The 24,953-nt window shown below is 28.3% G+C and carries 22 protein-coding genes and 1 other annotated feature; of the genes, 16 read left to right on the top strand and 6 right to left on the bottom strand.

Translation table 11 applies throughout. The annotated features are described in order from the left end of the window. Positions 1-69 precede the first annotated feature (69 nt). Positions 70-1,566: an LTA synthase family protein gene (locus CS899_RS05700; protein WP_100065202.1), complete on the top strand. Its 1,497-nt coding sequence runs from the start codon at positions 70-72 to the stop codon at positions 1,564-1,566. Positions 1,567-1,636: 70 nt separating this feature from the next. Here CS899_RS05700 and CS899_RS05695 read toward each other — a convergent pair whose 3' ends face one another. Then, positions 1,637-3,031: an aspartate ammonia-lyase gene (locus CS899_RS05695; protein ID WP_100065201.1), complete on the bottom strand. Its 1,395-nt coding sequence runs from the start codon at positions 3,029-3,031 to the stop codon at positions 1,637-1,639. A 115-nt stretch (positions 3,032-3,146) separates the two neighbouring features. Here CS899_RS05695 and CS899_RS05690 point away from each other — a divergent pair, with 115 nt between their 5' ends. Then, on the top strand, positions 3,147-4,091 hold the full coding sequence (locus CS899_RS05690; protein ID WP_100065200.1) for a LysR family transcriptional regulator: 945 nt from the start codon (positions 3,147-3,149) through the stop codon (positions 4,089-4,091). A gap of 11 nt (positions 4,092-4,102) precedes the next feature. Next, positions 4,103-4,897 carry a formate dehydrogenase accessory sulfurtransferase FdhD gene (gene fdhD, locus CS899_RS05685; RefSeq protein ID WP_100065199.1) on the top strand — a complete coding sequence of 265 codons (795 nt, stop codon included), beginning with the start codon at positions 4,103-4,105 and terminating at the stop codon, positions 4,895-4,897. A 2-nt stretch (positions 4,898-4,899) separates the two neighbouring features. Here the strand turns inward: fdhD and hydE are convergent, their stop codons facing one another. Then, positions 4,900-5,937: a [FeFe] hydrogenase H-cluster radical SAM maturase HydE gene (gene hydE / locus CS899_RS05680; protein ID WP_100065198.1), complete on the bottom strand. Its 1,038-nt coding sequence runs from the start codon at positions 5,935-5,937 to the stop codon at positions 4,900-4,902. 110 nt (positions 5,938-6,047) lie between these two features. On the opposite strand from hydE, the gene cysK reads away from it, so the two are divergent. The 6 genes from cysK to CS899_RS05650 all read left to right on the top strand — a co-directional run bounded on the left by cysK (position 6,048) and on the right by CS899_RS05650 (position 13,887). Further along, positions 6,048-6,980 (top strand): cysteine synthase A, encoded by a 933-nt coding sequence (gene cysK / locus CS899_RS05675; RefSeq protein ID WP_100065197.1) that lies wholly within the window; start codon positions 6,048-6,050, stop codon positions 6,978-6,980. Positions 6,981-7,105: 125 nt separating this feature from the next. Beyond that, entirely contained in the window at positions 7,106-7,555 is a 450-nt protein-coding gene (locus tag CS899_RS05670; RefSeq protein ID WP_100065196.1) for a MarR family winged helix-turn-helix transcriptional regulator, read from the top strand. Beyond that, positions 7,556-9,316 carry an ABC transporter ATP-binding protein gene (locus CS899_RS05665; protein WP_100065195.1) on the top strand — a complete coding sequence of 587 codons (1,761 nt, stop codon included), beginning with the start codon at positions 7,556-7,558 and terminating at the stop codon, positions 9,314-9,316. Then, complete coding sequence (locus CS899_RS05660) at positions 9,306-11,156, top strand: ABC transporter ATP-binding protein (protein WP_100065194.1); 1,851 nt, start codon at positions 9,306-9,308, stop codon at positions 11,154-11,156. The genes CS899_RS05665 and CS899_RS05660 overlap by 11 nt, the downstream gene beginning before the upstream one ends. A 74-nt stretch (positions 11,157-11,230) precedes the next feature. Next, positions 11,231-12,241, top strand: a complete 1,011-nt coding sequence (gene namA / locus CS899_RS05655; protein ID WP_100065193.1) for an NADPH dehydrogenase NamA — start codon at positions 11,231-11,233, stop codon at positions 12,239-12,241. Positions 12,242-12,249: 8 nt separating this feature from the next. Beyond that, on the top strand, positions 12,250-13,887 hold the full coding sequence (locus CS899_RS05650; RefSeq protein WP_100065192.1) for an MBL fold metallo-hydrolase RNA specificity domain-containing protein: 1,638 nt from the start codon (positions 12,250-12,252) through the stop codon (positions 13,885-13,887). Between the two features lie 15 nt (positions 13,888-13,902). Here the strand turns inward: CS899_RS05650 and CS899_RS05645 are convergent, their stop codons facing one another. Genes CS899_RS05645 through CS899_RS05635 form a run of 3 tightly spaced genes read right to left on the bottom strand, consistent with a single transcriptional unit; the run spans position 13,903 to position 16,305 of the window. Next, positions 13,903-14,631: an amino acid ABC transporter ATP-binding protein gene (locus CS899_RS05645; protein ID WP_100065191.1), complete on the bottom strand. Its 729-nt coding sequence runs from the start codon at positions 14,629-14,631 to the stop codon at positions 13,903-13,905. Further along, positions 14,624-15,292, bottom strand: coding sequence for an amino acid ABC transporter permease (locus CS899_RS05640; RefSeq protein ID WP_100065190.1), 669 nt, complete (start codon positions 15,290-15,292; stop codon positions 14,624-14,626). The genes CS899_RS05645 and CS899_RS05640 overlap by 8 nt, the downstream gene beginning before the upstream one ends. A 50-nt stretch (positions 15,293-15,342) precedes the next feature. Continuing rightward, entirely contained in the window at positions 15,343-16,305 is a 963-nt protein-coding gene (locus CS899_RS05635; protein WP_164995867.1) for a transporter substrate-binding domain-containing protein, read from the bottom strand. A gap of 41 nt (positions 16,306-16,346) precedes the next feature. Then, positions 16,347-16,547, bottom strand: a binding site (T-box leader). 150 nt (positions 16,548-16,697) lie between these two features. Here CS899_RS05635 and CS899_RS05630 point away from each other — a divergent pair. The 7 genes from CS899_RS05630 to CS899_RS05600 all read left to right on the top strand — a co-directional run bounded on the left by CS899_RS05630 (position 16,698) and on the right by CS899_RS05600 (position 24,090). Then, positions 16,698-17,315 carry a hypothetical protein gene (locus CS899_RS05630; RefSeq protein ID WP_100065188.1) on the top strand — a complete coding sequence of 206 codons (618 nt, stop codon included), beginning with the start codon at positions 16,698-16,700 and terminating at the stop codon, positions 17,313-17,315. Between the two features lie 8 nt (positions 17,316-17,323). After that, complete coding sequence (locus tag CS899_RS05625) at positions 17,324-19,018, top strand: phospho-sugar mutase (protein ID WP_100065187.1); 1,695 nt, start codon at positions 17,324-17,326, stop codon at positions 19,016-19,018. 16 nt (positions 19,019-19,034) lie between these two features. Continuing rightward, entirely contained in the window at positions 19,035-20,117 is a 1,083-nt protein-coding gene (locus CS899_RS05620; RefSeq protein ID WP_100065186.1) for a hypothetical protein, read from the top strand. A 31-nt stretch (positions 20,118-20,148) separates the two neighbouring features. Then, positions 20,149-20,718, top strand: a complete 570-nt coding sequence (locus CS899_RS05615; protein ID WP_100065185.1) for a xanthine phosphoribosyltransferase — start codon at positions 20,149-20,151, stop codon at positions 20,716-20,718. Between the two features lie 120 nt (positions 20,719-20,838). Further along, positions 20,839-21,351 (top strand): FHA domain-containing protein, encoded by a 513-nt coding sequence (locus CS899_RS05610; RefSeq protein WP_100065184.1) that lies wholly within the window; start codon positions 20,839-20,841, stop codon positions 21,349-21,351. Beyond that, positions 21,344-22,648: an FtsW/RodA/SpoVE family cell cycle protein gene (locus CS899_RS05605; protein WP_164995866.1), complete on the top strand. Its 1,305-nt coding sequence runs from the start codon at positions 21,344-21,346 to the stop codon at positions 22,646-22,648. The genes CS899_RS05610 and CS899_RS05605 overlap by 8 nt, the downstream gene beginning before the upstream one ends. Continuing rightward, a complete protein-coding gene (locus tag CS899_RS05600) occupies positions 22,648-24,090 on the top strand; it encodes a peptidoglycan D,D-transpeptidase FtsI family protein (protein ID WP_242491876.1) in 1,443 nt (480 codons plus the stop codon). The genes CS899_RS05605 and CS899_RS05600 overlap by 1 nt, the downstream gene beginning before the upstream one ends. 31 nt (positions 24,091-24,121) lie before the next feature. Here CS899_RS05600 and CS899_RS05595 read toward each other — a convergent pair whose 3' ends face one another. Then, on the bottom strand, positions 24,122-24,937 hold the full coding sequence (locus tag CS899_RS05595) for an NAD(+)/NADH kinase (protein ID WP_100065181.1): 816 nt from the start codon (positions 24,935-24,937) through the stop codon (positions 24,122-24,124). Positions 24,938-24,953 lie beyond the last annotated feature (16 nt).

Here is a 24,953-nt window from a genome sequence, read left to right as displayed (position 1 = left end):
GATATATGTATTATAAAAAATATATCAAAAAATAAAAATAAAAATTTTAAATACGTTTAAGGAGAGGTTATGAAAAAAATTAGTAATATATTAACGGGGATTTTATTTGGCTTGTCGTCTTTAATAATAATGGCAACAATTTATATTTCTATGAACTATAAAAGACAAGGGCTAAAAGAGATAATGTATCACTTAAATAAAGGTGTTGAAACAGCTGAACCAACTGTTGTTATAGAAGGTATTAAGACTTGTATAATTCCATTTATAATTTTGACACTATTATTATTATTACCTATACACATACTAAAGAAAAAGAAAAAAGTTTCTGAAAAGAAATTACACAGAATAAAAATAGGTTATGCTATGGTGTTAATGGTATTTTCTTTTTCAGTATCATTTGTTATGTTAAATGGCGATGAATATGTAAAGGCTGTTTTTGTAGAATCTAAGATGATAGAGGAAAACTATGTAGATGCTAGTAAAGTAGATATTAAGTTTCCAGATAAAAAGCAAAATTTAATTATTATATATTCAGAGTCTATGGAAAATGCTGTTTTAAGTAAGGAAGCAGGCGGTGGTTGGAATTATACTATAATGCCTGAACTTGAAGAATATGCTAAAAATAACACTAACTTTTCAGATACAGATAAAGTTGGTGGATTTAAACAATTGGATGGTACATCTTGGACAGTAGCAGGAATGACAGCTTCTCAAACAGGACTTCCAATAAAAGGATTTGCTAATAATGACTATAAGTCAGAAAAATTCTTAGAAGGAGCTTATGGATTAGGAGATATTCTTCAAAAAGAAGGATATAATATGGAAGTTATTATGGGGTCAGAAGCTGAGTTTGGTGGAAAAAAACAATTATATCAAAGACATGGAAATTATAAGATTTTTGATTTTAATTACGCTTGTAATACTGGACGTTATAACAGGGAAGATAAAGTTTGGTGGGGATATGATGATTCACATTTATTCCAGTGGTCTAAAGAAGAAGCTTTAAAATTGGCTCAAGAAGATAAACCATTTAATTTAGTAATAGAAACAGTAAATACACACTATAGAGATGGTTACTTGGAAGAAGGAGCACCTTTAAAATATGATACACAATATGAGAATGTGTATTCACATTCATCTAGTCAAATAGGTGATTTTATAGAATGGGCAAAACAACAAGACTTTTATGAAGATACTACTATAGTTGTAATAGGTGATCACTTAGGAATGCAAGATAATTTCTATACAAATAACATGGTAGAGAACTATGAAAGAACAGTTTACAATACTATAATAAATCCAAGAATAGAAGCTAAAAATAATAAAAATAGAAATTTTTCAACATTTGATATGGCTCCAACAATATTAGCTAGTATTGGAGCAGAAATAGAAGGTAATAAATTAGGTTTAGGAGTTAACTTATATTCTGGAGAAAAAACATTATTAGAAAAATATGGGTTTGATTATATAGATGAAGAGCTTAAGAAAAACTCAACTTTCTATAATGAAAAAATACTACAGGAAGATTATGATGAAGCGCTAGGAAGTCCTGTAAAGAAAAAATAATAAACCAATAAAGAAAAAGATCTTACTAGTTAAGTAAGATCTTTTTCTTTATTGGTAAAATTTATATTTATTACTTTTCCTTAGGTTTAATCATATCATAAGGATTTAAAATAGTATTTAATTTATCCTCTGACATTATGTTAAATTCAGCTACAATATCCTTAATGGTTTTACCAGATTTCAAAGCTTTTTTAGCTATCATAGCAGATTTTTGATATCCAATATAAGGATTTATTGCAGTTATTAATCCTATTGAATTATCTACATGTCTCTTACAATTTTCTTTGTTAGCTTCTAAATCGATTATTGCATTATCTGTAAATGTTTTTATTCCATTAGTTAAAGTTTCAATAGATTCAAATAGATTATAAAATATTATAGGCTCAAATGCATTTAATTCTAATTGTCCACCTTCACAGGCCATAGTAATAGTAGTATCATTACCTATAACGTTAAAGGCTATTTGATTTATAACTTCAGGAATAACAGGATTTATCTTACCAGGCATTATTGAAGAACCATTTTGTTTAGCAGGTAAATTTATTTCAGATAGTCCTGCTCTAGGTCCAGAGTTCATTAATCTTAAGTCATTTGCAATTTTAGATAAACTTACAGCTAATGCTTTTAAATATCCAGATACTATTGTAAACCCATCTAAATTTTGAGTTCCGTCTATTAAATTTAATGATTGTTTTAAATTTAAATTAGTTATTTTATCTAGATTTGGAACTATCATTGCTATATATTCTGGACTAGCATTTATACCTGTACCTATAGCGGTAGCACCCATATTAACATGCTCTAATTCTTCTATCGCTAAGTCGATTCTTTTAATATCTCTTTTTATAGCTTCACTGTATGCTTTAAATTCTTGACCTAAAGTAATAGGAACAGCATCTTCAAGTTGAGTTCTTCCCATTTTAATAACATCATTAAACTCAACAGATTTTTTTACTAACTCAGAATATAGTCTTTTAACCTCTACTTTAAGTCCTTGTAACAATCTAATAGTAGATATTTTTCCAGCTGTTGGAAATACATCATTTGTAGATTGACTCATATTTACATGATCATTAGGATGTACTAAAGAGTAGTTTCCTTTTTCAGTTCCAAGTATTTCTAAAGCTATATTGGCAATTACTTCATTTGCATTCATATTGGCTGAAGTTCCTGCACCACCTTGAATAGGATCTACGATAAATTGGTCATGGTATTTTCCGTTAATAATTTCGTCACAAGCCTTAACAATAGCATTACCTATTGCTGTATCAAGTTCACCGGTTTGAGTATTTGTCAAAGCGGAAGCTTTTTTTATTTCAGCAAGAGCTATAATTAAATTTTTGTGAATTATTCTGCCAGTAATATTAAAATTGTTTTTTGCTCTTAAGGCTTGAACACCATAATATGCATCTTTAGGTACTTCAAGTTCTCCTACAGAGTCAGATTCTAATCTATATTTATTCATGATAATCCTCCTAAATTAAATAATTAATCTATCTTTTTCTTGATTATATTTTATTATTGGAATACTATATAATCAAATACAAATAATATCATATAAGTATAGGTTAGGAGTTATAATGTTTACAGGAATAGAATATGTATATGAAGTATATAAAGAAAGAAGTTTTTCTAAGGCGGCAAATAATTTGTATATTTCACAACCTTCTTTAAGTGGTACAATAAAAAGAATAGAAAAAGAAATAGGTTATGATATCTTTGATAGATCGACAAAACCTATAGGTATTACAGAAATTGGAATGAAATATATAAAAACAATTGAAGGAATACTACAACTTGAGAGTAATTTTAGCGAATACATAAATGATGTAGAGGATCTAAAGGCAGGCAAAGTTGGGATAGGTGGAACTCATCAATATACTTCTTATATGTTACCACCAATAGTTTCAGAGTTTATAAAGAGATATCCGAAAATAAATATAGATATAATTGAAGCTAAATCATCAAACTTAATGAAATATTTAGATGATGGAACTATAGATATTGCAATTGATAACTATAAATATGATGAAACAGAATATTGTAAGCAATTCCAGCAAAAGGATAATATATTATTAGCAGTGCCTAAAAGAATGAAATCAAATAAAGCAGTTGAAGAATTTGCATTAAAATATGAAGATGTTAAATCTGGTAGATTTTTAGAACATGAAGTGGATTCAATACCACTTAAGATTTTTGAAAATGATCCATTTATACTTTTAAAAGAAGGAAATGACACGAGGAAAAGAGCAAATAAAAAACTTATATATGAAAATATAAAGCCTAAAGTTATACTTGAAATAGAGCAACAAATTACTTCGTATAATTTAACTTCATATGGTATAGGAATTTCTTTTATAAGTGATTTTTTAATAAAAAATGTTGGACCAAATCCTAATATTAACTTGTATAAACTAAATAATTATGAATCAGATAGAGATATTTCTTTCTATTATAAAAGAAATAAGTTTTTGAACAAAGCAGTTAAAGAGTTTTTGAAAATTGTTAAAGAAGTAGATTTTTAAAAGAGGTATTAATGAATAAAAATTATTTGAATTATGATGTAAAAACATATAAAAATGGAGAAATTCTTGATAGTGAAGAATTAGTTGTAGAAGAAAAAGCCTATGCTATATTTTTGAACGATGAAGAGTTTACAAGTATTGTATGTTCACCATTTAACTTGGAAGAAATGGCAGTAGGATTTTTATGGTCGGAAGGAATTTTAAGAGATAAGAATAGATTAAAAGATATTTATGTATTAGAAAATGAAAATAAAATTTTAATAGATATAGAAGGATTCAATAAAGAATTAGAAACTCGATATTTTATGAAGAGCTTTAATAGTTGTTGTGGTAGAGCTAGAACATCATTTTATTATGCTAATGATGCAATATTATGTAAAAAAAATGAATCTAATATAAGTGTTTTAGATTCTCAGATAACAAAACAAATAGGATTATTAGAGCAAAAAGCAGAACTTTTTGAAAAAACAGGAGGAGTTCACTGTGCAGCTTTAATTGAAGATGGAAAAGTAATTTGTTTTATGGAAGATATAGGAAGACATAATACTTTAGATAAAATAGCAGGATATTGCTTTTTAAATAATATATCAATGGAAAATAAAATAATAGTATTTACGGGGAGATTATCTTCGGAAATAGTTCTTAAAATTTGTAAAATGGAGATTCCTATAATAATATCTCGATCAGCGCCTACAAACTTAGGAATAGAAATAGCAAAAGATATGGGTATAACCTTATGTGGATTTGCAAGAAATGAAAGATATCATATTTACTCTAATAGTTATAGAATAAAAGCAAGTAGTTAGTACTACCTGCTTTTTTTTACATCACCTCTAGCTACGATAATTTCATAACCAGCATCGTGAACAACTTTTTTTAGTTTAGCAATACTTTCAGCAGCCTCTGAACCAGAATAAACTTTGTTATTGTACAGTTCATATTTGCTTCTAACATTGGAAGGAGATAAATTCGGCATCACAACATTGCCACCGGCTTGTAATCCTAATTCTCTACCTTTTGGATGAATGGTGCCAAGTGCAGTAGTAGAAGGTATTAGAGAATAAGGAAACATTAATCTTAATATAGATATTAATTTTAAAGTTAAATTCATATCTCCATTTTCAAAGTTTTTAAAAGGTGTATCTTTATGAGTTAAATAAGGACCTATTCCAATCATATCAGGCTGAAGTTTTTGTAAAAACCTTAAATCTTCAACAATATATTCTAATCTTTGATATGGTGAACCAACCATCATTCCAGAACCTACTTGAAAACCTATTTTCTTTAAATTAAAAAGGGCTTCTTGTCTGTTAGACAGTTTCATGTTTTTTGGGTGAAGCTGATTATAATGTAAAGAGTTTGCAGTTTCATGTCTCAATAAATATCTATTTGCACCTGCTTGATATAATTTTTTGTAACTTTCATAAGTTCTCTCACCCAAAGAAAGAGTAATTGCACAGTCCATAAAATTATTTCTAATTTCTGATATAATATCTATTAATATTTCATCGGTATAAAAAACGTCTTCTCCACCTTGAAGTACAAAAGTTCTAAATCCAAGTTTATAACCTTCATGACAACATTTTAATATATCAGTTTTATTTAGGTGATACCTATCAACATTTTTGTTAGAAGATCTTATACCACAGTAGAAACAATTGTTTTTACAGTAGTTAGATATTTCAATTAGTCCTCTTATATATACAAAATTATCATAAATTTCTAATCTTTTTTTATTTGCTAATAATCTAAGGTTATTATCATAAGTTGTAGATTTAAGAATTTCAAAAAATTCATTATCATTTAAATTTCTTTTTTCATATAATTTTTCTATTAAATTATTCATTAATCCTCCATAGTATAAATATATAACCAATTATACTATAAAAAAATATTTATTTTTATTAACTTGGGTAATATAATGTATGTAACCAAAACATAGAAAAGGAGAATGATATGGCTAAAATATATAAAGACATTTTAGATATTATAGGAAATACACCAATTTTAGAATTGAATAATATAAAGAAATCTTTAGGGTTAAAAGCAAATATATTAGCAAAGTTGGAATATTTGAACCCAGAGGGAAGCGTTAAAGATAGAGCGGCTAAGTTTATGATAGAAGAGGCAGAAAAAAGTGGAGAATTAAAAGAAGGATATACTATAATTGAACCTACTTCAGGAAATACGGGAATAGGTCTTGCAGCAATAGCAACTGTTAAAGGTTATAAGATTATACTAACTATGCCAGAAACTATGTCGGTAGAAAGAAGAAATATTCTAAAAGCATTAGGGGCTGAATTATTATTAACTCCAGGTGACAAAGGTATGAAAGGAGCAATAGCTAAGGCAGAAGAATTAGGAGAAGAAATGGAAGACTCTTATATTCCTTTGCAATTTGACAATATGGCAAATGTATTGGCTCATAAATCAACAACAGGTCCAGAAATTTGGGAAGATTTAGATGGAAAAGTGGATGTTTTTGTAGCTGGAGTTGGTACAGGTGGAACAATAACTGGAGCAGGAGAATATCTTAAAAATAAGAATAGTAATATTAAGATTATAGCAGTAGAGCCATCGACATCTCCAGTTTTATCTAAAGGTGAGGCGGGGTCTCATAAAATTCAAGGTATAGGTGCAGGTTTTGTTCCAAAGATTTTAAATACAAATATTTATGATGAAGTAATAACAGTAGAAAACGAAAAGGCATTTGAATATGGCAAATTACTGGCAAAAGAAGAAGGAATACTTGTAGGAATTTCTTCAGGAGCTGCTCTTTATGCAGCAATTGAATTGTCTAAAAGAGAAGAATTTGAAAATAAAAATATAGTTGTTATATTTCCAGATAGTGGAGATAGATACTATTCAACATCTTTATTTACCGAATAGTAGATAATTTATAAATAGCATCATTAAGATGCTATTTTTTTATTGACAAAAACTTTAAAAAAAACTATAATAGTTTCCATGCAAACTATTAGCACACTAACTAAATTCAGAAAAGAAGTGATAACTTGAAAAGAGAGATAATTATAGAATTAAAAAATCTTAATATATTATTAGATATGAGATTTGAAAAGTTTAAAAGAAAACATACCAATAATATGCCTATAATAAAAGGAATTATTTTAAAATATATATTTGAAAATAAAGGGAAAGAAATTTTTCAAAAAGATATAGAAGAGGAATTCTCTATAAAGAAATCAAGATTATCAAAAATTTTATCTTCTATGGAGGAGGACGAATTAATAAGTAGAGAGCCTGTTAAAGAAGATGCAAGATTGAAGAAAATTATGATAGGAGATAAGGCAAAGACTCTAAACGAAAATGTTCTAAAAAGTAAGAAAGAAATAGAAGATATTTTATTAAAAGATATAGATGAAAAAGATTTAGAAATATTTTTTAATGTAGTGGATAAAATAGTTGAAAATTTAAAGGAAGATATTCAAGAGGGGATAAAATAAATGGTAAAGTTATTAAGATTTTTAAAGCCTAAAGAATGGGCTTTCTTTCTAATAAATGTAGTTTTTATATCGATACAGGTATTTTTAGATTTAAGAATACCGGATTATATGTCAAAAATAACTACTATACTTAACAAACAGGGAGAGGTTAGTGAGATAATTGCTATTGGCATAAAAATGGTGGTATGTGCATTAGGTAGTTTAGCTTCTGCCATTGTTTGTGGCTACTTTGCAGCTAAAATAGCAGCTACATTTGGAATGAGATTAAGGGGAACAGTATTTCACAGAGTACAAGAATTTTCAAAAGAAGAAATTAAACAATTTTCGACAGATAGTTTAATTACAAGATCTACAAATGACATAACTCAAATACAAATGGTTATGGCTATGGGAGCACAGCTAATGATAAAAGCTCCAATAATGGCTGTATGGGCGATTTTGAAAATTTATAATAAAAATTGGCAATGGTCAACTACTACTTTAATTGCTGTAGTAATAATGCTAGTCATGATAGCTATCATAGCTGTTTTTGCAATACCAAGGTTTAAAAAGGTACAAAAATTAACGGATGATTTAAATAGAGTAACTAGAGAAAACTTGACAGGGATTAGGGTTGTTAGAGCGTATAACGCGGAAGAGTACCAAGAGAATAAATTTTATATTGCAAATGATAATTTGACTAAAAATAATATGTTTACAGGTAGGTTAATGGGAATGATAAACCCTATGATGCGAATACTTATAAATGGTATTAGTTTAGCAATATATTGGATAGGTGCTTATTTAATATTAAATGCTGGAGCTATGATGGAAAAGGGAGTTATATTTAGTAACATGGTAGTTTTTTCTTCTTATGCTATGCAGGTAGTAATGTCGTTTATGATGTTGACAATAATATTTATAATGATGCCAAGAGCTCAAGTTTCTGCAAATAGAATTAATGAAGTGTTGAATACCGTTCCAAATATTACAGATGGTAAAATTGAGAAAGCTGAAAACAATGTAGGAGAAGTTGAGTTTAAGAATGTTTCATTTAAATATCCAGATGCAGAAGAAAATGTATTAGAAGATATCAACTTTAAAGTAAGGCCAGGTGAAACTTTAGCTTTAATAGGGTCTACAGGAAGTGGGAAAAGTACAATTGTAGATTTGATACCTAGATTTTATGATGTAACAGAAGGTGAAGTTTTAGTAAACGGAATTAATGTAAAAGATTATAATCTAAATTCATTAAATGATTACATTGGCTATGTTCCACAAAAAGCAATACTAATTTCAGGAACAATAAGAAGTAATATAGTGTATGGAGATAATGGAAAGGGAGAAATAATAGAAGAATCAGTTAAGAAAGCACTAAGCATTGCTCAAGCTTCAGAGTTTGTAGATAAATTAGAAGATGGAGAAAATGCATATGTAGCACAAGGTGGAAGTAATTATTCAGGCGGACAAAAACAGAGAATATCAATTGCTAGGGCAATAGCAAGAGATCCAGAAATTTATATATTTGATGATTCTTTTTCAGCCCTTGATTTGAAGACAGACAAGAGATTAAGAGAAGCTTTAAGTAGAGAAACAGGACATGCTACAAATATTATAGTATCCCAAAGAGTAAGTTCAATAAAAAATGCAGACAAAATATTGGTAATGGAAGAGGGGAAAGTTGTTGGTTATGGTAAACATGAAGAATTAATAAAAAATTGTAAGGTTTATCAAGAAATTGCACAATCACAATTATCACAGGAGGAGCTTAATGAAAAATAAAAAAGATTTAAGAAGAAAAAAAGAAATAAGTCATAAATCTCCTGGGAATATTCCGAATAGTAAAAAGGGTGGAACAGCACAAAAACCTAAAGATTTTAAGAAGGCGTGGAGTCAGTTAATAGGATATTTTAAGAAATATTTTGTGAAAACTATTTTAGCAATAATTTTTTCGTTTGTTGGGACTATATTACTTTTAAAAGGGCCTCAAAAACTAAGAGAAATTACTAACCTTATACTAGAAGGTATTAGGGGAACTGTAGATATTAAAGCTATAGAAAAAATATGTTTCACTCTTATAGTATTATATGTAATAGGTGCTGGATTATTATATATTCAAGAGTTTTTTATGGTAACTGTAATTCAAGGTATTTCTAAAAAGTTGAGAGGAGATATTTCAAAAAAAATAAATAAATTGCCATTAAGATACTTCGATTCAAATACTTTGGGAGATGTAATGAGTAGGGTTACAAATGATGTTGATTTGATAAGTCAGTCTTTAAGCCAGAGTATAGGATCTTTAGCAGGAGCTGTAGTCATGTTTTTTGGATCTTTGTATATGATGTTTAGTACCAATGTGATTCTTACCTTTACTGCAATAGGAGCTACTATAATAGGGTTTGCTATGATGGTAGTTATTATGACAAAGTCTCAAAAATATTTTATGCAACAACAAAATTCACTAGGAGAGATGAATGGATATGTTGAGGAAATGTATGGAGCCCATACAATTATAAAAGTATATAATGCAGAGGGAGAGGTTAAAGAAGAATTTGATAATATAAACAATGATTTATATAACTCAGCATGGAAGTCTCAATTTATATCAGGAATAATGAATCCTATAATGGGATTTGTAGGAAATTTTGGATATGTTGCGGTATCTGTAGTCGGAGCAGTAATGGTATCAAAAGGCAATATGGATTTTGGCGTTATAGTTGCATTTATGGTTTATATTAGACAATTTACAAATCCTTTAACTACTATTGCACAAGCAGCTACAAGTCTACAATCGACAGCAGCTGCAGCAGAGAGAGTATTTGAATTTTTAGATGAAGAAGAAATGGATGAAGAAAAAGATAAAGTAGAAAAGATTGAACCAAAGACAGTAAAAGGAAATGTGAATTTTGAAAATGTACATTTTGGTTATAATAATGATAAAATAGTTATAAATGATTTCTCAGCAGAAGCCAAGGCAGGGCAGAAAATTGCTATAGTTGGCCCAACAGGTGCAGGAAAGACTACACTAGTAAATTTATTGATGAGATTTTATGAATTGAACAGTGGTGATATTAAGATAGATGGGGTTGATATAAGTAGAATAACCAGAAGAAATGTTCATGAATTATTTTGTATGGTATTACAGGATACTTGGATATTTGAAGGGACAGTAAAAGAGAATATAATTTATAGTAAGAAAAATGTTTCAGATGATATGGTAGTAGAAGCTTGTAAAGCAGTTGGTATAGATCATTATATTAGGACATTACCTAAAGGATATGATACTGTATTAGATAATAAAACGTCTCTATCTCAAGGGCAAAAACAGTTAATCACTATTGCTAGAGCAATGATTGAAAATGCTCCAATGTTAATATTAGATGAAGCTACAAGTTCGGTAGATACGAGAACAGAAATATTAATACAAAAAGCCATGGACAAATTAATGGTTGGCAGAACATCATTTGTAATTGCACATAGATTATCTACTATAAAAAATGCTGATTTAATACTTGTAATGAATGAAGGCGATATAATAGAAAGTGGAAATCATGAGGAATTAATGCAGAAAAATGGTTTCTATGCAGATTTATATAATAGCCAATTTGAACAAGTTTCTTAAAAAGCTACTTCACTATTGTGAAGTAGTTTTTTTATTTTATGAATAAATGGTAAAATCTAAGTAGAGGTGATTTTATGTCAATAATATCAGAATATAAATTAAAAGATATGAAACTTAAGAATAGATTAGTTTTGCCACCGATGTGCATGTATTCTTCAGAAAAAGGATATGTAAATGAATTTTATAAAGCACATTATGGTTCGTTTGCACTAGGACAGGTTGGTTTAATCATTATAGAAGCTACAGGAGTTACTGAAAATGGTAGAATAACGGATGATGACTTAGGGATATGGAATGAAAAATTTGTAGATGGATTAAAAAATTTAGTTGATTTTTCTCACAAATATGGTTCAGCATGTGGAATTCAATTGGCACATGCTGGAAGAAAATCAAGAGTAAAAAACTTAGAACATTATGCTCCATCAAAAATAGATTTTAAAGATACGTACAATATTCCAAAAGAAATGAGCTTAAAAGAAATAGAATACGTTGTAAGTTCCTTCGGTAAATCTGCTAAATATGCAAATTTAGCAGGAATGGATATTATAGAAATTCATGCAGCACATGGATATTTAATTCATCAATTTTTATCTCCAATCACGAATAAAAGAAAGGACAATTATGGAGGAGAGTTAAAAAATAGAATTCTTTTTTTGAAAATGATTTTAGAAGAAGTTAAAAAATATTGGCCAAAAAACAAGCCTATATCATTGAGAGTATCTGCATCTGATTATATTGAGGATGGAATAGATATACATATGATGGTAAAAATAATTAATGAAATTAAAGAATACATTGATATAGTACATGTTTCTAGTGGTGGATTAATAGAGACAGATATTGACGTATATCCTGGATATCAAGTGGAATTTTCAAATATTATAAAAAAAGAGTGTGACATACCTACAATAGCAGTAGGACTTTTAGAAGATTATAATTTATCGGAGTATATTTTAAAAAATGAAAAATGTGATTTAGTTGCAGTTGGAAGAGGATTACTTAGAAATCCAAAATTATTGATGGAATATGTAGATAAAAATAAGTTAAAATATAATTGTTTAACTCAGTATGAAAGGGCATATTAGGAGGTTTTATGAAGATACAGTTTTTAGGAGCTGCAAAAATGGTAACTGGTTCAAATTATTTAATAACCACAGAAAATGAAAAGTTTATAATAGACTGTGGGTTGTTTCAAGGAGGATCCGAAGAAGAGAATTTAAATAAAGAACCTTTTAAATTTGAACCATCAGAGATAGATTTTGCAATTTTAACTCATGCACATATAGATCATAGTGGTAGGATACCATTGCTTGTAAAAGAGGGATTTACTTCAAGTATATATGCTACAAAACCGACTGTTGATTTATGTAATATTATGTTATTGGACAGTGCAAAAATTCAAGAATCTGATACGCAATGGGAAAATAAAAAACGAATGAGGGCAGGTAAACCACTAATAGAACCATTGTATACAAGTAAAGATGCTATTTCTTCTTTAAATAACCTTAAACCTTGCTATTATGATGAACTTGTGGTTATAAATGAAAATATAACAGTAAGATTTTCTGATGCAGGACATATTTTAGGATCAGCAATAGTTGAAATATGGATAAAAGAAAAGAATAAAACAACCAAGATAGTATTTTCTGGAGATTTGGGAATGCCTAATAAGCCTATAATAAATAATCCATCTTATATTGAGGAAGCTGACTACGTAATTGTGGAATCTACATATGGGAATACTATTCACGAAAATCTTGAAACAAATGTTTTAGATTTAATAAAGATTATAAATGATACATCAATGAAAGGTGGTACAGTAATAATTCCGTCTTTTGCAGTTGGAAGAACTCAAGAGTTGATTTATGAGCTAAACAATTATTATGAAAATAATGAAGAAATAGCGTACCATCAAAGAATACCGATTTATATTGACAGTCCTATGGCAGTTAAAGCTACTGAAGCATTTATGGAAAATACTTATTTTTTTAATAAAGAAACCAAAGATCGTATATTATCAGGAGATAGTGTATTTGAGTTTGAAAATTTAAAGTATGTAAGTTCCACTGAGGAGTCTATGGCTTTAAATAAAGTTAGATTTCCTAGGGTTATTATATCATCTTCTGGAATGGCAACAGCTGGTAGAGTACGCCATCATTTAAAGCATAATTTATGGGATGAGAATTCGGCAGTCGTGTTTGTAGGATACCAAGCAAATGGAACTTTAGGAAGACTATTGTTAGATGGTAAAAAAGAAATAAAATTATTGGGTGAAGAAATAGCAGTTAAGGCTAGTATACATAGTTTAAAAGGATTTTCTGGTCATGCAGATGAACCTATGTTATTAGATTGGTTAAGCAGGTTTAAAGAAAAACCTAAAATGGTTTTTGTTGTTCACGGAGAAAATGATGAACAAGTACAGTTTTGTAGTACAGTAAAAAACAATCTGGGATTCAACTGTATCATTCCAAATTTATTTGATGAGTTTGATATAGATTATAGTGGAAAAACTGAATATAAAGAATTAGGTAAAGAATCTATGGAAGAAAATTTAATTGTTGAATTTCAGAGCTTAGTCGATACAATAAAGGGAATTCAAAATAGAAATTTATCTATCAAATTTAAAGATATAGACAGTAAAAAATACTTCGATATAAAGAGAAATTTAAATGAAATAAAAGATAATATGATGGATTTATCTAGATATTTAGATAATGAGAAAAAGAGTTGATTTTATCAACTCTTTTTAAATATCAGATACTCTTTTTAAGAAGTCTTTTGTTCTGTTATGTTTAGGATTGTTAAATATTTCTTGAGGGTTTCCTTCTTCTAAGATAACACCTTCATCCATAAATACAATTCTACTTCCGACGTCTTTTGCAAAATTCATTTCATGTGTAACCACAACCATAGTCATTCCATCTTTTGCTAAATCTTTCATAACTTGAAGCACTTCTCCTACCATTTCAGGATCTAGAGCAGAAGTAGCTTCGTCAAAAAGCATAACTTTTGGACTCATAGCTAAAGCTCTTGCTATAGCAATTCTTTGTTTTTGACCACCAGATAGGCTACTTGGATAAGCGTCTATTTTTTCAGGAAGTCCCATTTTGTTCAATAAATCTTCAGAAATTTTTCTAGCATCATCTTTAGATATATTTTTAACTTTGGTTGGAGCTAAAATTATATTTTCATTGACTGTTAGATGTGGAAATAGGTTAAAATGTTGAAAAACCATACCCATTTCTTGTCTAATTAGATTAATATCAGTCTTATTATTTGTAACTTCTTCATTTTCAAGAAATATTTGACCTTTTGTTGGCTCTTCAAGTCTTGTTAAACACCTTAAAAATGTGCTTTTACCAGAACCAGAAGGACCTATTATAACTACAACCTCACCTTTTTCTATTTCAATATCAATGCCTTTTAAGACCTCTTTTTTATCAAAACTTTTATGGAGGTTTTTAACTTTAATCACTAACCTTCATCCTCCTTTCAATTCTTGCAATAACTTTGGATAATGTAAAAGTAACTACAAAATATAGTATCATTGCAACAATTATAGCAGGGGTTGCTTTATAAGATGCAGCTTGAGCTCTTTTTGTATTAAACATAATTTCTGCTACACCAATAATTGTTAACGTAGAAGTTTCTTTTATTATAGCTATAAATTCATTTCCTAAAGTAGGGAGTATATTTTTTACAGCCTGAGGTATTATTACATATCTCATTGTTTTTACATAACTTAAGCCTAAAGAACGAGAAGCTTCCATTTGTCCTTTATCCACAGAATTTATTCCAGAACGAATAATTTCTGAAACATAAGCAGCACTATTTAAAGACATTGCTATTGCTCCAGCATAAAATGGAGAGAATCTATAGCCTATTAGTTCTGGCGTTGCCATATATATAAAGAAAGCTTGTACCATCAAAGGTGTACATCTTATAATTTCAAGATAGGTTAAAGAAAATCCTCTTAAAACTTTAAATTTCGATAGTCTAAATAAAGTTAAAATTAAACCGAGTAAGATACCAAAAAATATACCTATAACAGATAATAGCAAAGTATTTTTCAAGCCTGTTATAAATAAATCTTTAGAATCTAGAAGTTTACTAAAATCATTTATACTTAAATTCATAAATTCTCCTTTACAAAGTAAAAGAGTTTGAAAATTCAAACTCTTTTAAATTATTGGTCTTCCATTGATGAGCCAGCTAGTTTAGCACCATCATTATATATTTTATCTAAAGTTCCATTATCTTTAATTTCTTTAATGAAAGAATTTAAATATTCTTGGAATTCTTTATCTCCTTCTTTAAAAGCCATAGCAAAACCTGATTCTCCAGGATAAGTTATATTTTCATTTATAGCAAGGGCAGAGTTATTTGAAGCAAAAGCTTTAGCGATAACATCTTCTAATAATATTCCATCAATTTGACCGGCTTCTAAAGCCATAGTTAAGTCTGTATAACTTTCTAGGTATAAAGAATTTTTTATAGTCTCAGGAAATTGTACTTTTGTAACTTTTTCTTGAACTGTTCCAGTTTGGTTTCCAAATTTAAAACTATCTGGAATATCTGAAGCTTCTTTATATTTATCTAAGTCAGATTTTCTTTGCAATAAAGTTAAAGTAGGTGAATAATAGTCATCAGAGAAGTCTACTTGTTCATCTCTTTCAGGGTCTTTATTCATTCCAGCTAAGACTAGGTCATACATTCCATTGCTTATTCCTGCAACTAAGCTTTCAAATGAAGTATCTACTATTTCTAATTCTACATTAATTTTTTTAGCAAGAAGTCTAGCCATTTCCATATCGATTCCATTTTCTGTTGATTTACCATCTACAGATAACATAAACTCAAACGGAGGATATGTAGCATTTGTAGCTACAATTAATTTTCCATCTGTAAGAATTTTATTCATAGTACTGTCTTTTGAATAATCTTCTGCTTTTAACTCATCAACTTTTACTTCATAAGCCTCTCTCATTTTTTCTAAGTCTTTACTGGAAGCTTTAACTGCTTCTGTAGCTTTTTCAGTAGTTTCTGTTGGGTTTTTAGCATCATTGCTTTTAGGCTTTTCTTCTACCTTTTCACAAGCAGTAAAGGCAAAAACTGCTAATAATAATAGTGATAAAATTTTCTTTTTCATAATTCCTCCTAAATAAAATAAAAAGTCCCTTTCCATAAAAGAAAAGAGACGAAAATTCCGCGGTGCCACTCTAATTGATATAAAATATCCACTCAAACCTTAACGCGGCTAACGCATATTACTTGTAATATACTTGCAATATGAACTCCCTAGTCCTAATTTTATGGTATTTTATGTTGACTTTCACCATTTTCAACTCGCTAAAATAAAAAAATCATAAAAACCTAGTTCATAGTAAATTATTGAAACTATAATAATAAATAAAGTAAGAATTGTCAAGTTAATCTTAAGATAAAATTATTAATATAATTTAGTTGAAAAATATTATGATATAATCAATTAAAATATAAGAATAAAAATTATAAACTTTAATTAAAGTAGAGAATAGAATTATGAAAATTATTGAAAAACATGAATTAAAAGATTTTGAACAAATACTTCAATTTAATGGTTCATCCATTGGTGGAAATGAAAAATGGTTTAATGAATACAATAAAAGTCATTATTTAGCCGAAAAAGGTAGTGGGTTAATTGCTGCAGCAAATATGTTAATATATATTTCTAAGGTTAACAAAGAGTATAATATGCTATTTGATAAAGAATTAAATTATGAAAATTATATGGAATTTGCGACATATTTACAAAAATGTATTCGAGTTACACCCCTTGGAATATTTACTGTATATCAAATGAATAGAGGTATAAGAAAGTTCACAAATATAAAGGGTAAAAAAATGCATTTGATGAAAAATTACTGGAAATGGAATAGCGAGTCCGCTTTTGAATATATAAAAAGTGGATTATTTTCTAATAATCCTGTTTTGATGATGACTTGGAATTCTAAAATAGAAGAATTAAAAAACAGATGGGTTTGCATAACAGAAATTAGAAGATATGATAATGGCAAATTGGAAGTCACAGTTCTAAATTATGGAGAGAAAAGAATATATGATTTAAATGAATGGATAAACAGTAAATCTTTATATAAAGGATTAATTTATTATAAATAGGAGAAATAATGGGATATAGAGAAGTATATGAAGAATGGTTAAAAAATGATTTTTTTGATAACCCAACTAAAGAGGAAATATTAAGTATAAAAAATAATGATGAAGAAATAAGGGATAGATTTTATAAATCATTAGAATTTGGTACTGCAGGTCTTAGAGGTAAAATTGGAGTAGGAACAAATAGAATGAATAAATATATTGTAGCTAAAACTACTCAAGGGCTTGCTTATACCATATTATCTAGGGGAAAAGAAGCTAGAGAAAAAGGAGTCGTAATTTCTTATGATGTAAGATATTTTTCGAAAGAATTTGCAGAGGTGGCAGCAAGTGTACTTGCAGGAAATGGTATAAAAGTTTATTTATCAGACAGAATAAGACCAACACCAGTATTATCTTATGCTATTAGATATTTCAAAGCTATTTCGGGAATAATGATTACGGCTAGTCATAATCCTAAAGAATATAATGGTTACAAAGCATATTGGAAAGAAGGTTCACAAATACTAGATAATATAGCAGAAGAAATAATAGGAAATATAGATAAAGTAGAAAAATTTTCTAGTATAAAAACCATGAACCTAGAAGAAGCTTTTGAAATTGGAGTAGTAGAATATTTTGGTGAGAAGTTGGATGATGCATATATAAAAGATATTTTGACATTAAGTATAGAAGATGAAAAAGTAGATAAAAATATAAGTGTTGTATATTCACCATTAAATGGTACAGGAAATAAATTTGTTAGTAGGATTTTAAAGGAGAGAGATTTTAATAATGTTTATGTTGTTAAAGAACAAGAATTACCAGACTCGGATTTTGAAACAGTTGGTTATCCTAATCCAGAAGATCCTAAAGCTTTTAAATATGCAATAGATCTTGGGAGAAAAGTGAAAGCAGATATTTTAATAGCTACAGATCCAGATGCTGACAGGATAGCTGTTGAAGTCAGGGATGTAAAAGGAGAATATGTTTTTTTAAATGGCAACAAGATAGGAGCTCTTTTAATAAACTATATTTTATCAACAAGAAGTACTAAAAACAATTTGCCTAAAAATGGAGTTATAGTTAAGTCTATAGTAACAGGAGATTTAGGAAGTAAAATTGCAGAAAAATATGATATAGAAATGGTAGAGACTTTAACTGGTTTCAAGAATATTGAAGCAAAAGCAAATGAATATGATATTACTGGAGACAAAACTTTTATATTTGGATTTGAAGAAAGCATAGGATTTAATTATGGAACTTTTGTAAGAGATAAAGATGCTGTAAGCACTGCAATGATTATTGTAGAAATGGTTGGATACTATAAAAATCAAAATAAAAGTTTATTAGATATTTTGGAAGAATTATATAATGAGTATGGATATTATGATGAACAATTAAATTCTATTGTGCTTGAAGGACTAGAAGGACAATGTAGGATAAAAATGATAATGGAAGAGTTTAGAGAAAGTCCAATAGAAAAAATTGGATATAAAAAGCTAGTAAAAGTAGAGGATTTCTTAAAAGATATTAAAAATATGGGAAAGTCAAATGTTCTAAAATTCTATTATGATGATGGTTCTTGGTATGCACTAAGACCCTCTGGCACAGAGCCTAAAATTAAAACATACATTTACACAATTGGCTTTACAAAAAAAGAAGTAAGGGATAATATAGAAATCACAGCAAGTGCTATAAAAGCAAAATTTGATAATATTAAATAATATTAGGGGTGTGTATATGAAAAAGAAAATAACTATGCTGCTGATGGTAACTATGATAGCTATTACAACAGTAGGATGTGGTGTGCAAAATAAATTTTTGAAATCTATGAAATCTATTCAAGAATATAATTTTGCAGAATATAAAATGTCAATAGATGATATTGAGTTAAGTAAGAATGCAAAAAACAATATTAGCATGAATGCAATGGTAACACAGTTGAAAGATGTCAGTATATCGGGAAATGTTTTAACTAAAGATGATACTTCAGCTAAGATGAATATGAATATAAATGCATTGGGCGTTGAAATTCCTTTTGAAGTTATTACAGACAAAGACAAGATATACATGTCAGCAAATTATGTTACTGCAATTACAGATATAATGTATTCATCTATGAGTATGGAAAATGAAAATGGTGAATTAAGTGATTCATTAAAAGGTAAATACATAGATTTATCAGAACTATCAGAAGAAGACTTAGAAAACAAGGACAAGATAGAAGAAAATACAAAAAAAATTGAACAAGTTGTTGAAGAATACATTGAAAAAATGGATAAATCTAAGTTTTCAAAAAAAGATGGAACATTAACTTGTAAATTTGAAAAAGAAGATATAATAAAAATAATTAAAAAATTAGAAAAATATATTATAGAAGTTTATCCAGACTATCCGGAGATTGAAGAATCGGATTTTGATGTTATAGATATTTTTGAATTGAATATAGGAATAAATAAAAGCAAAAAGACATCAGAAATTTACATGAAGATGGGTGTGGACAATAAAGAAGAAGATGTACAGACAATTTCATTGAAAATGGAAATGAAACACTCAAATAGTAAAGATGAATTTAAAGCTCCAAGTAAAGATGATATTATGACAATGGAAGAAGCAGAAACTTTAATTGAAGATTCATCAGATGGTGCTATGGAAGATTTAAAAATGGAAGATAAAGAATTCACAGAAATTACAAATGAATTAGATGGTTATATAAAAGATAAAACATTTTCAAAGGAAGAAATTTCAGAAATAGTAACTTCAATGGAAGATACATATGAATTTACAGAAGATCAATTAAAGAAACTTGAAGCATATAAATAAAAATAAAATTAATATAAAGAGGAGTGTAATATTGAATCCATTAGAAAAAAAGATTTTAGAAGAGGGAACAGTTCTTCCGGAAAATATTTTAAAAGTAGACAGATTTATTAATCATATGATAGATCCTCAGTTATTTACAGAGTTAGCTGATGAATTTTACGAAAGATTTAAAGATAAAAAAATTGATAAAATTCTTACTTTAGAAGTATCGGGAATAGGTATAGCTTTTGCTTGTGGAGTAAAGTTTGAAACACCAGTTGTATTTGCTAAAAAGACAGTATCCAAAACATTAGGAGATAATGTTTATAAAGCACAGGTATATAGTTATACAAAAGATATAAATTATGACATAATGGTTGCTAAAGATTTTCTTGAAAAAGGTGAAAGAATTTTAATAATTGATGATTTTTTAGCAAATGGAAAAGCAATAGAAGGCTTAATTAGTCTGTGTGAGCAAGCAGGTGCTACAGTTGAGGGAATAGGAATTTTAATAGAAAAAGCATTCCAAGATGGTGGAAAGATAATTAGAGAACAAGGTTATAAATTAGAATCTTTGGCTAGAATAAAAAATTTTGACAATGGAATAGTAAATTTCGTATAAGAGTATATCATATGATATACTCTTTTATAATGTTTAAAAAATTATTACAATTTAGCTATGTTATATGAAAAATGATAATTTTAATGTAAAATAGTAATATCAAAATTTATGGGAGATAGTATGAAATTATTTGAATTAATTATAGATGTGTTGGAAGGTATTTTTTCTTTTCAGCTAACAGAAAACCTAACATTATACCAATTACTGGGGATGATTTTCAAGTATGTATTTGTAATTATAATATATTATTTTATTTTTAATATCATAAAAATGATTTATTTGGACATAAAAGGTATTAATAATATGAATTATGTAGCAGATACATATTTAAAACTTATTAATAGGAAGGAAAAATTGCCATTTAAAACACAAGAACATTATTTTATAGGTAATAATACCACTATAGGTAGAACTGACCAAAATGACATAGTTTTAAAGGATAGGTTTATTTCAAAACGACACGCTAGAATTACAAAAGAAGATGGAATTTATTTTATTCAAGATTTAAATTCAGCTAATGGTACTTATATAAATGGTCAGCAAATTCAAAATGCTGTTGAATTAAGAGATAAAGATATTATAGATATAGGTCAAGTTGAATTCTTATTTGTAAATGGTGATACTGATGAGTAAAAGTAAAGTAAAGAACAAAGCAAAAAAGAAGATATCACTTAAAGAAAGATTTATGAAAATTGGCTCAAAAGGGCTAGATAAAAAACTTAAAAATCCGTCTAGATTATTATTTTGGTTCCAAATACTAACAATTAGCCTAGTTTTAGTTTCAAGTGGAAAAAATTTTACGACTAAAAGTTTGTTAGCTTTTATTATTTACATGGCTGTAGTAAATTTTTCAAATAGGATAATTTCTAAGATAACAACAGGGGATAACTACTTAATGCTAATAGCCTCGATGCTATTTAGTATCGGAATAATAATGATTTATAGGATAAATTCAGGAGAAGGTATAAAACAAATAATTTGGTATATGGGTGGAACAGTATTATTTTATATTGTTTACTATATATTGAAGTCTTTTAGAGGTTGGGAAAATCTAACGGTTCTTTATGCTGCTGGATGTTTTGCTATGTTTGCAATAACAATACTATTTGGAACATATAAGAATGGAGCTAACAACTGGATAAGAATTGGAGGATTTAGCTTTCAGCTTTCGGAAATATCTAAGATATTATTTGTTTTCTTCACAGCTTCATTTCAAGTAAACACAAAATTTTTAAGCAAGTTCAAATATAGAAATTATGTGTATATGATAGTTTCATATATTTTAATAGGAATGTTTTTTATTCAAAAAGATTTAGGGTCAGCTGTAATATTTTATGCTATATATATAATCTCTCTTTTTGTGTTCAATTATGATAAAAAAATTATCATAGCAAATATTTTATTGGCTATGATAGGGGCTATAATTGCATATTTTATGTTTGAACATATACAGACTAGAGTTACAATATGGTTAGATCCTTGGGGAGATCCAGGAAGGAAAGGATATCAAATAATACAATCTCTGTTTGCTATTGCAGCAGGAGATTTCTTTGGTACAGGTTTAAGACTAGGTAGACCAGATTTAATACCTATAGCTACTTCAGACTTTATATTTCCTGCAATTGTAGAAGAAATGGGAATATTTACAGGTATGGGAATTATAATGTTATTTATGATTCTAGTTTATAGAGGATTTAAAATAGCTATGGAGCAACAAAATTACTTCTTCAAATTTGTAGCTATGGGAATATCAATATTATTTGCGACGCAAGCTATAGTTATGATAGGAGGAGTATTAAAACTTATACCTATGACGGGTATAACTATTCCTTTCTTAAGTTATGGAGGTAGTTCTATGATTTCCAGCTTTATATGTTTGGGGATATTACAGTATAGTTCTTCCGATACACGAGGAAAGATGGTGGATTGATGGAAAAATATAATAAAAAGATACTTATAGTTTTTACAGCATTTGTATTTCTTTTTGTTGGTTTGATTTTATATATGACTTATTTTCAAATAGTAAAATCAAAAGAATTAAAAAATAATAAACAATATAGTCAATATGATAGTAGAAATACTGTAGATGAAAATAAAGTAAAAAGAGGGACTATATATGATAGAGATGGAAATATATTAGTAAGTACAAAAAGGCAAAGTGATGGAAATAATTACAGAGAATTTGTTTATGGTAAAACTTATGCTCCTGTAACAGGATATAATTCAAAGTCTTATGGAACATCTGGATTAGAAAGTACTTATAGAGATGAGCTATTGGCTATAAAAAAAGATACACCTTTATCAGACTTGAAAAAATTAATAAAAGACGACAAAGAAGGTAATGATTTAATATTAACTACTAATACTGAATTACAAGAGTTAGCCACGGATTTGTTAAGTGATGAAGGTAAAGGATCTATAGTTGCTATGAATCCTAAAACAGGAGAAATATACGCAATGGCATCAAATCCAATATTTGATCCAACAACAATTACAGCGGACTGGAATGAAATAATAGCAGATAAGGACAATGAGTCAAAACTATTGAACAGAGCAACTCAGGGTAAATATACTCCAGGGTCAGTATTTAAAATAATAACAGCCACAGGTATACTTGAAAATCAAGATAAAATAGAGAATATGACTATTCAAGATGAAGGAGAAACTACTATAGGTGGTTATACTTTTGGCAACGTAAATAGAAAAGCAAATGGTAGAACAGATTTAGAAAAAGCTATAATAAAGTCTTCTAATGTTTATTTTGGAACATTAGGAGTTGAAATTGGAGCTAACAGTTTAAAAGAAGTTGCAGAAAAATTTTACATTGGAAAAGATTTTACATTTGATCTAGGAACAGTAAAGTCTACAAATGGGATTGATAAAGGAATGGAAGAATCTAATTTAGCAAGAACTTCTTTTGGTCAAGGAGATGACTTAGTAGTAACTCCACTTCATATGGCAATGGCTACATCAGCAATAGCTAATAATGGAGTTATGATGAAACCATATTTAGTAAAAGAAATTAGAACTCCTGAAAAAGAGGTTAAGTCTAAGACTGAAGCAAAAGTTTTATCTAATGTAACAACTCCTGAAATAGCACAAGAAATATTAGGTGATATGGTATCTATGGTGAATAGTTCAGGAAATGCATATATAAGGGGAGTAGACGTAGCAGGTAAATCAGGAACAGCAGAAATAGGAAAAGACAAAGATTCTACAAATGCCTGGTTCATAGCGACTGCGCCAGCAGAAAACCCTACAATAGCAGTTGCTGTAGTTCTTGAAGATAGTGGAGATTCTGGTGGAGAAGTTGCAGCTCCAATAGCTAGAAAGATAATTAAAAGATCTTTAGAATTGGGTTTGGGAAAATAAAAAAAGTATTGAATTTTATTCAATACTTTTTTTATAAGAATTTATCTTTAATATTCAGCCAATACCAATCTTTATAGAAGGTTAACTTAGAAATGCTTTTAGTTGAAGTTTTAAAGTCTATATAATTTAAATTATCGTATTCATTACTCATACCATCTATTATTAAAGTGGAATTACTATCACTATCTTCATTTCTAACTTTTACTCTTAAAGTTGACATACTAGGGATAACTATGGAATTTAGTAATGACCTGTATGCTTTAGAGTTTATAGGTGCTAAAGGTGTTAATTGGTATCCTTTTAAAGAACGATACAAGATAGATCCACCAGCAGAAAAATTGTAAGCAGTAGAGCCGGAAGGAGTAGAAATTAGTAGTGCATCTCCAGCAAAAGTCTCAAGGTGATTGTTATCTATTAAAACATCCAAGTGAATAATTGAAGAATCACTAGATTTTACTACAAATTCATTTAAAGCATTAAAAATTAAAGCTTCACTATCATCAGAAAAATGAACTCTGGCTTCCAGCAAATCTAAAGTTTCTATTTCATAGTTGCTTTTTAAATATTCATCTATAAAATTTTCAATATTAGGTATTAAAATTTCCTGATAAAATCCCAAATGTCCAGTATTGATACCTACAAATGGTATATTAGAAAAATCAGATTTATGTACGGCTCTTAAAAAAGCTCCATCTCCACCTATGCATATATTTAAATCTGCATTAGGATTATTTTCATAGGAAACTTGAAAACCTCTAGTTTCGAATTTATCTTGCACTTGTAAACTAATAGACAAAGATTTATGATTGTTATTAGGATAAAGATTTATGATTTTTTTATGTTGCAAATTAAATCAACTCCAT

This window comes from Miniphocaeibacter massiliensis, assembly GCF_900232905.1.
Classification (GTDB): Bacteria; Bacillota; Clostridia; order Tissierellales; family Peptoniphilaceae; genus Miniphocaeibacter; species Miniphocaeibacter massiliensis.
Note: the sequence above shows the minus strand (reverse complement) of the source record. Positions and strands in the feature narration are given on the sequence as shown.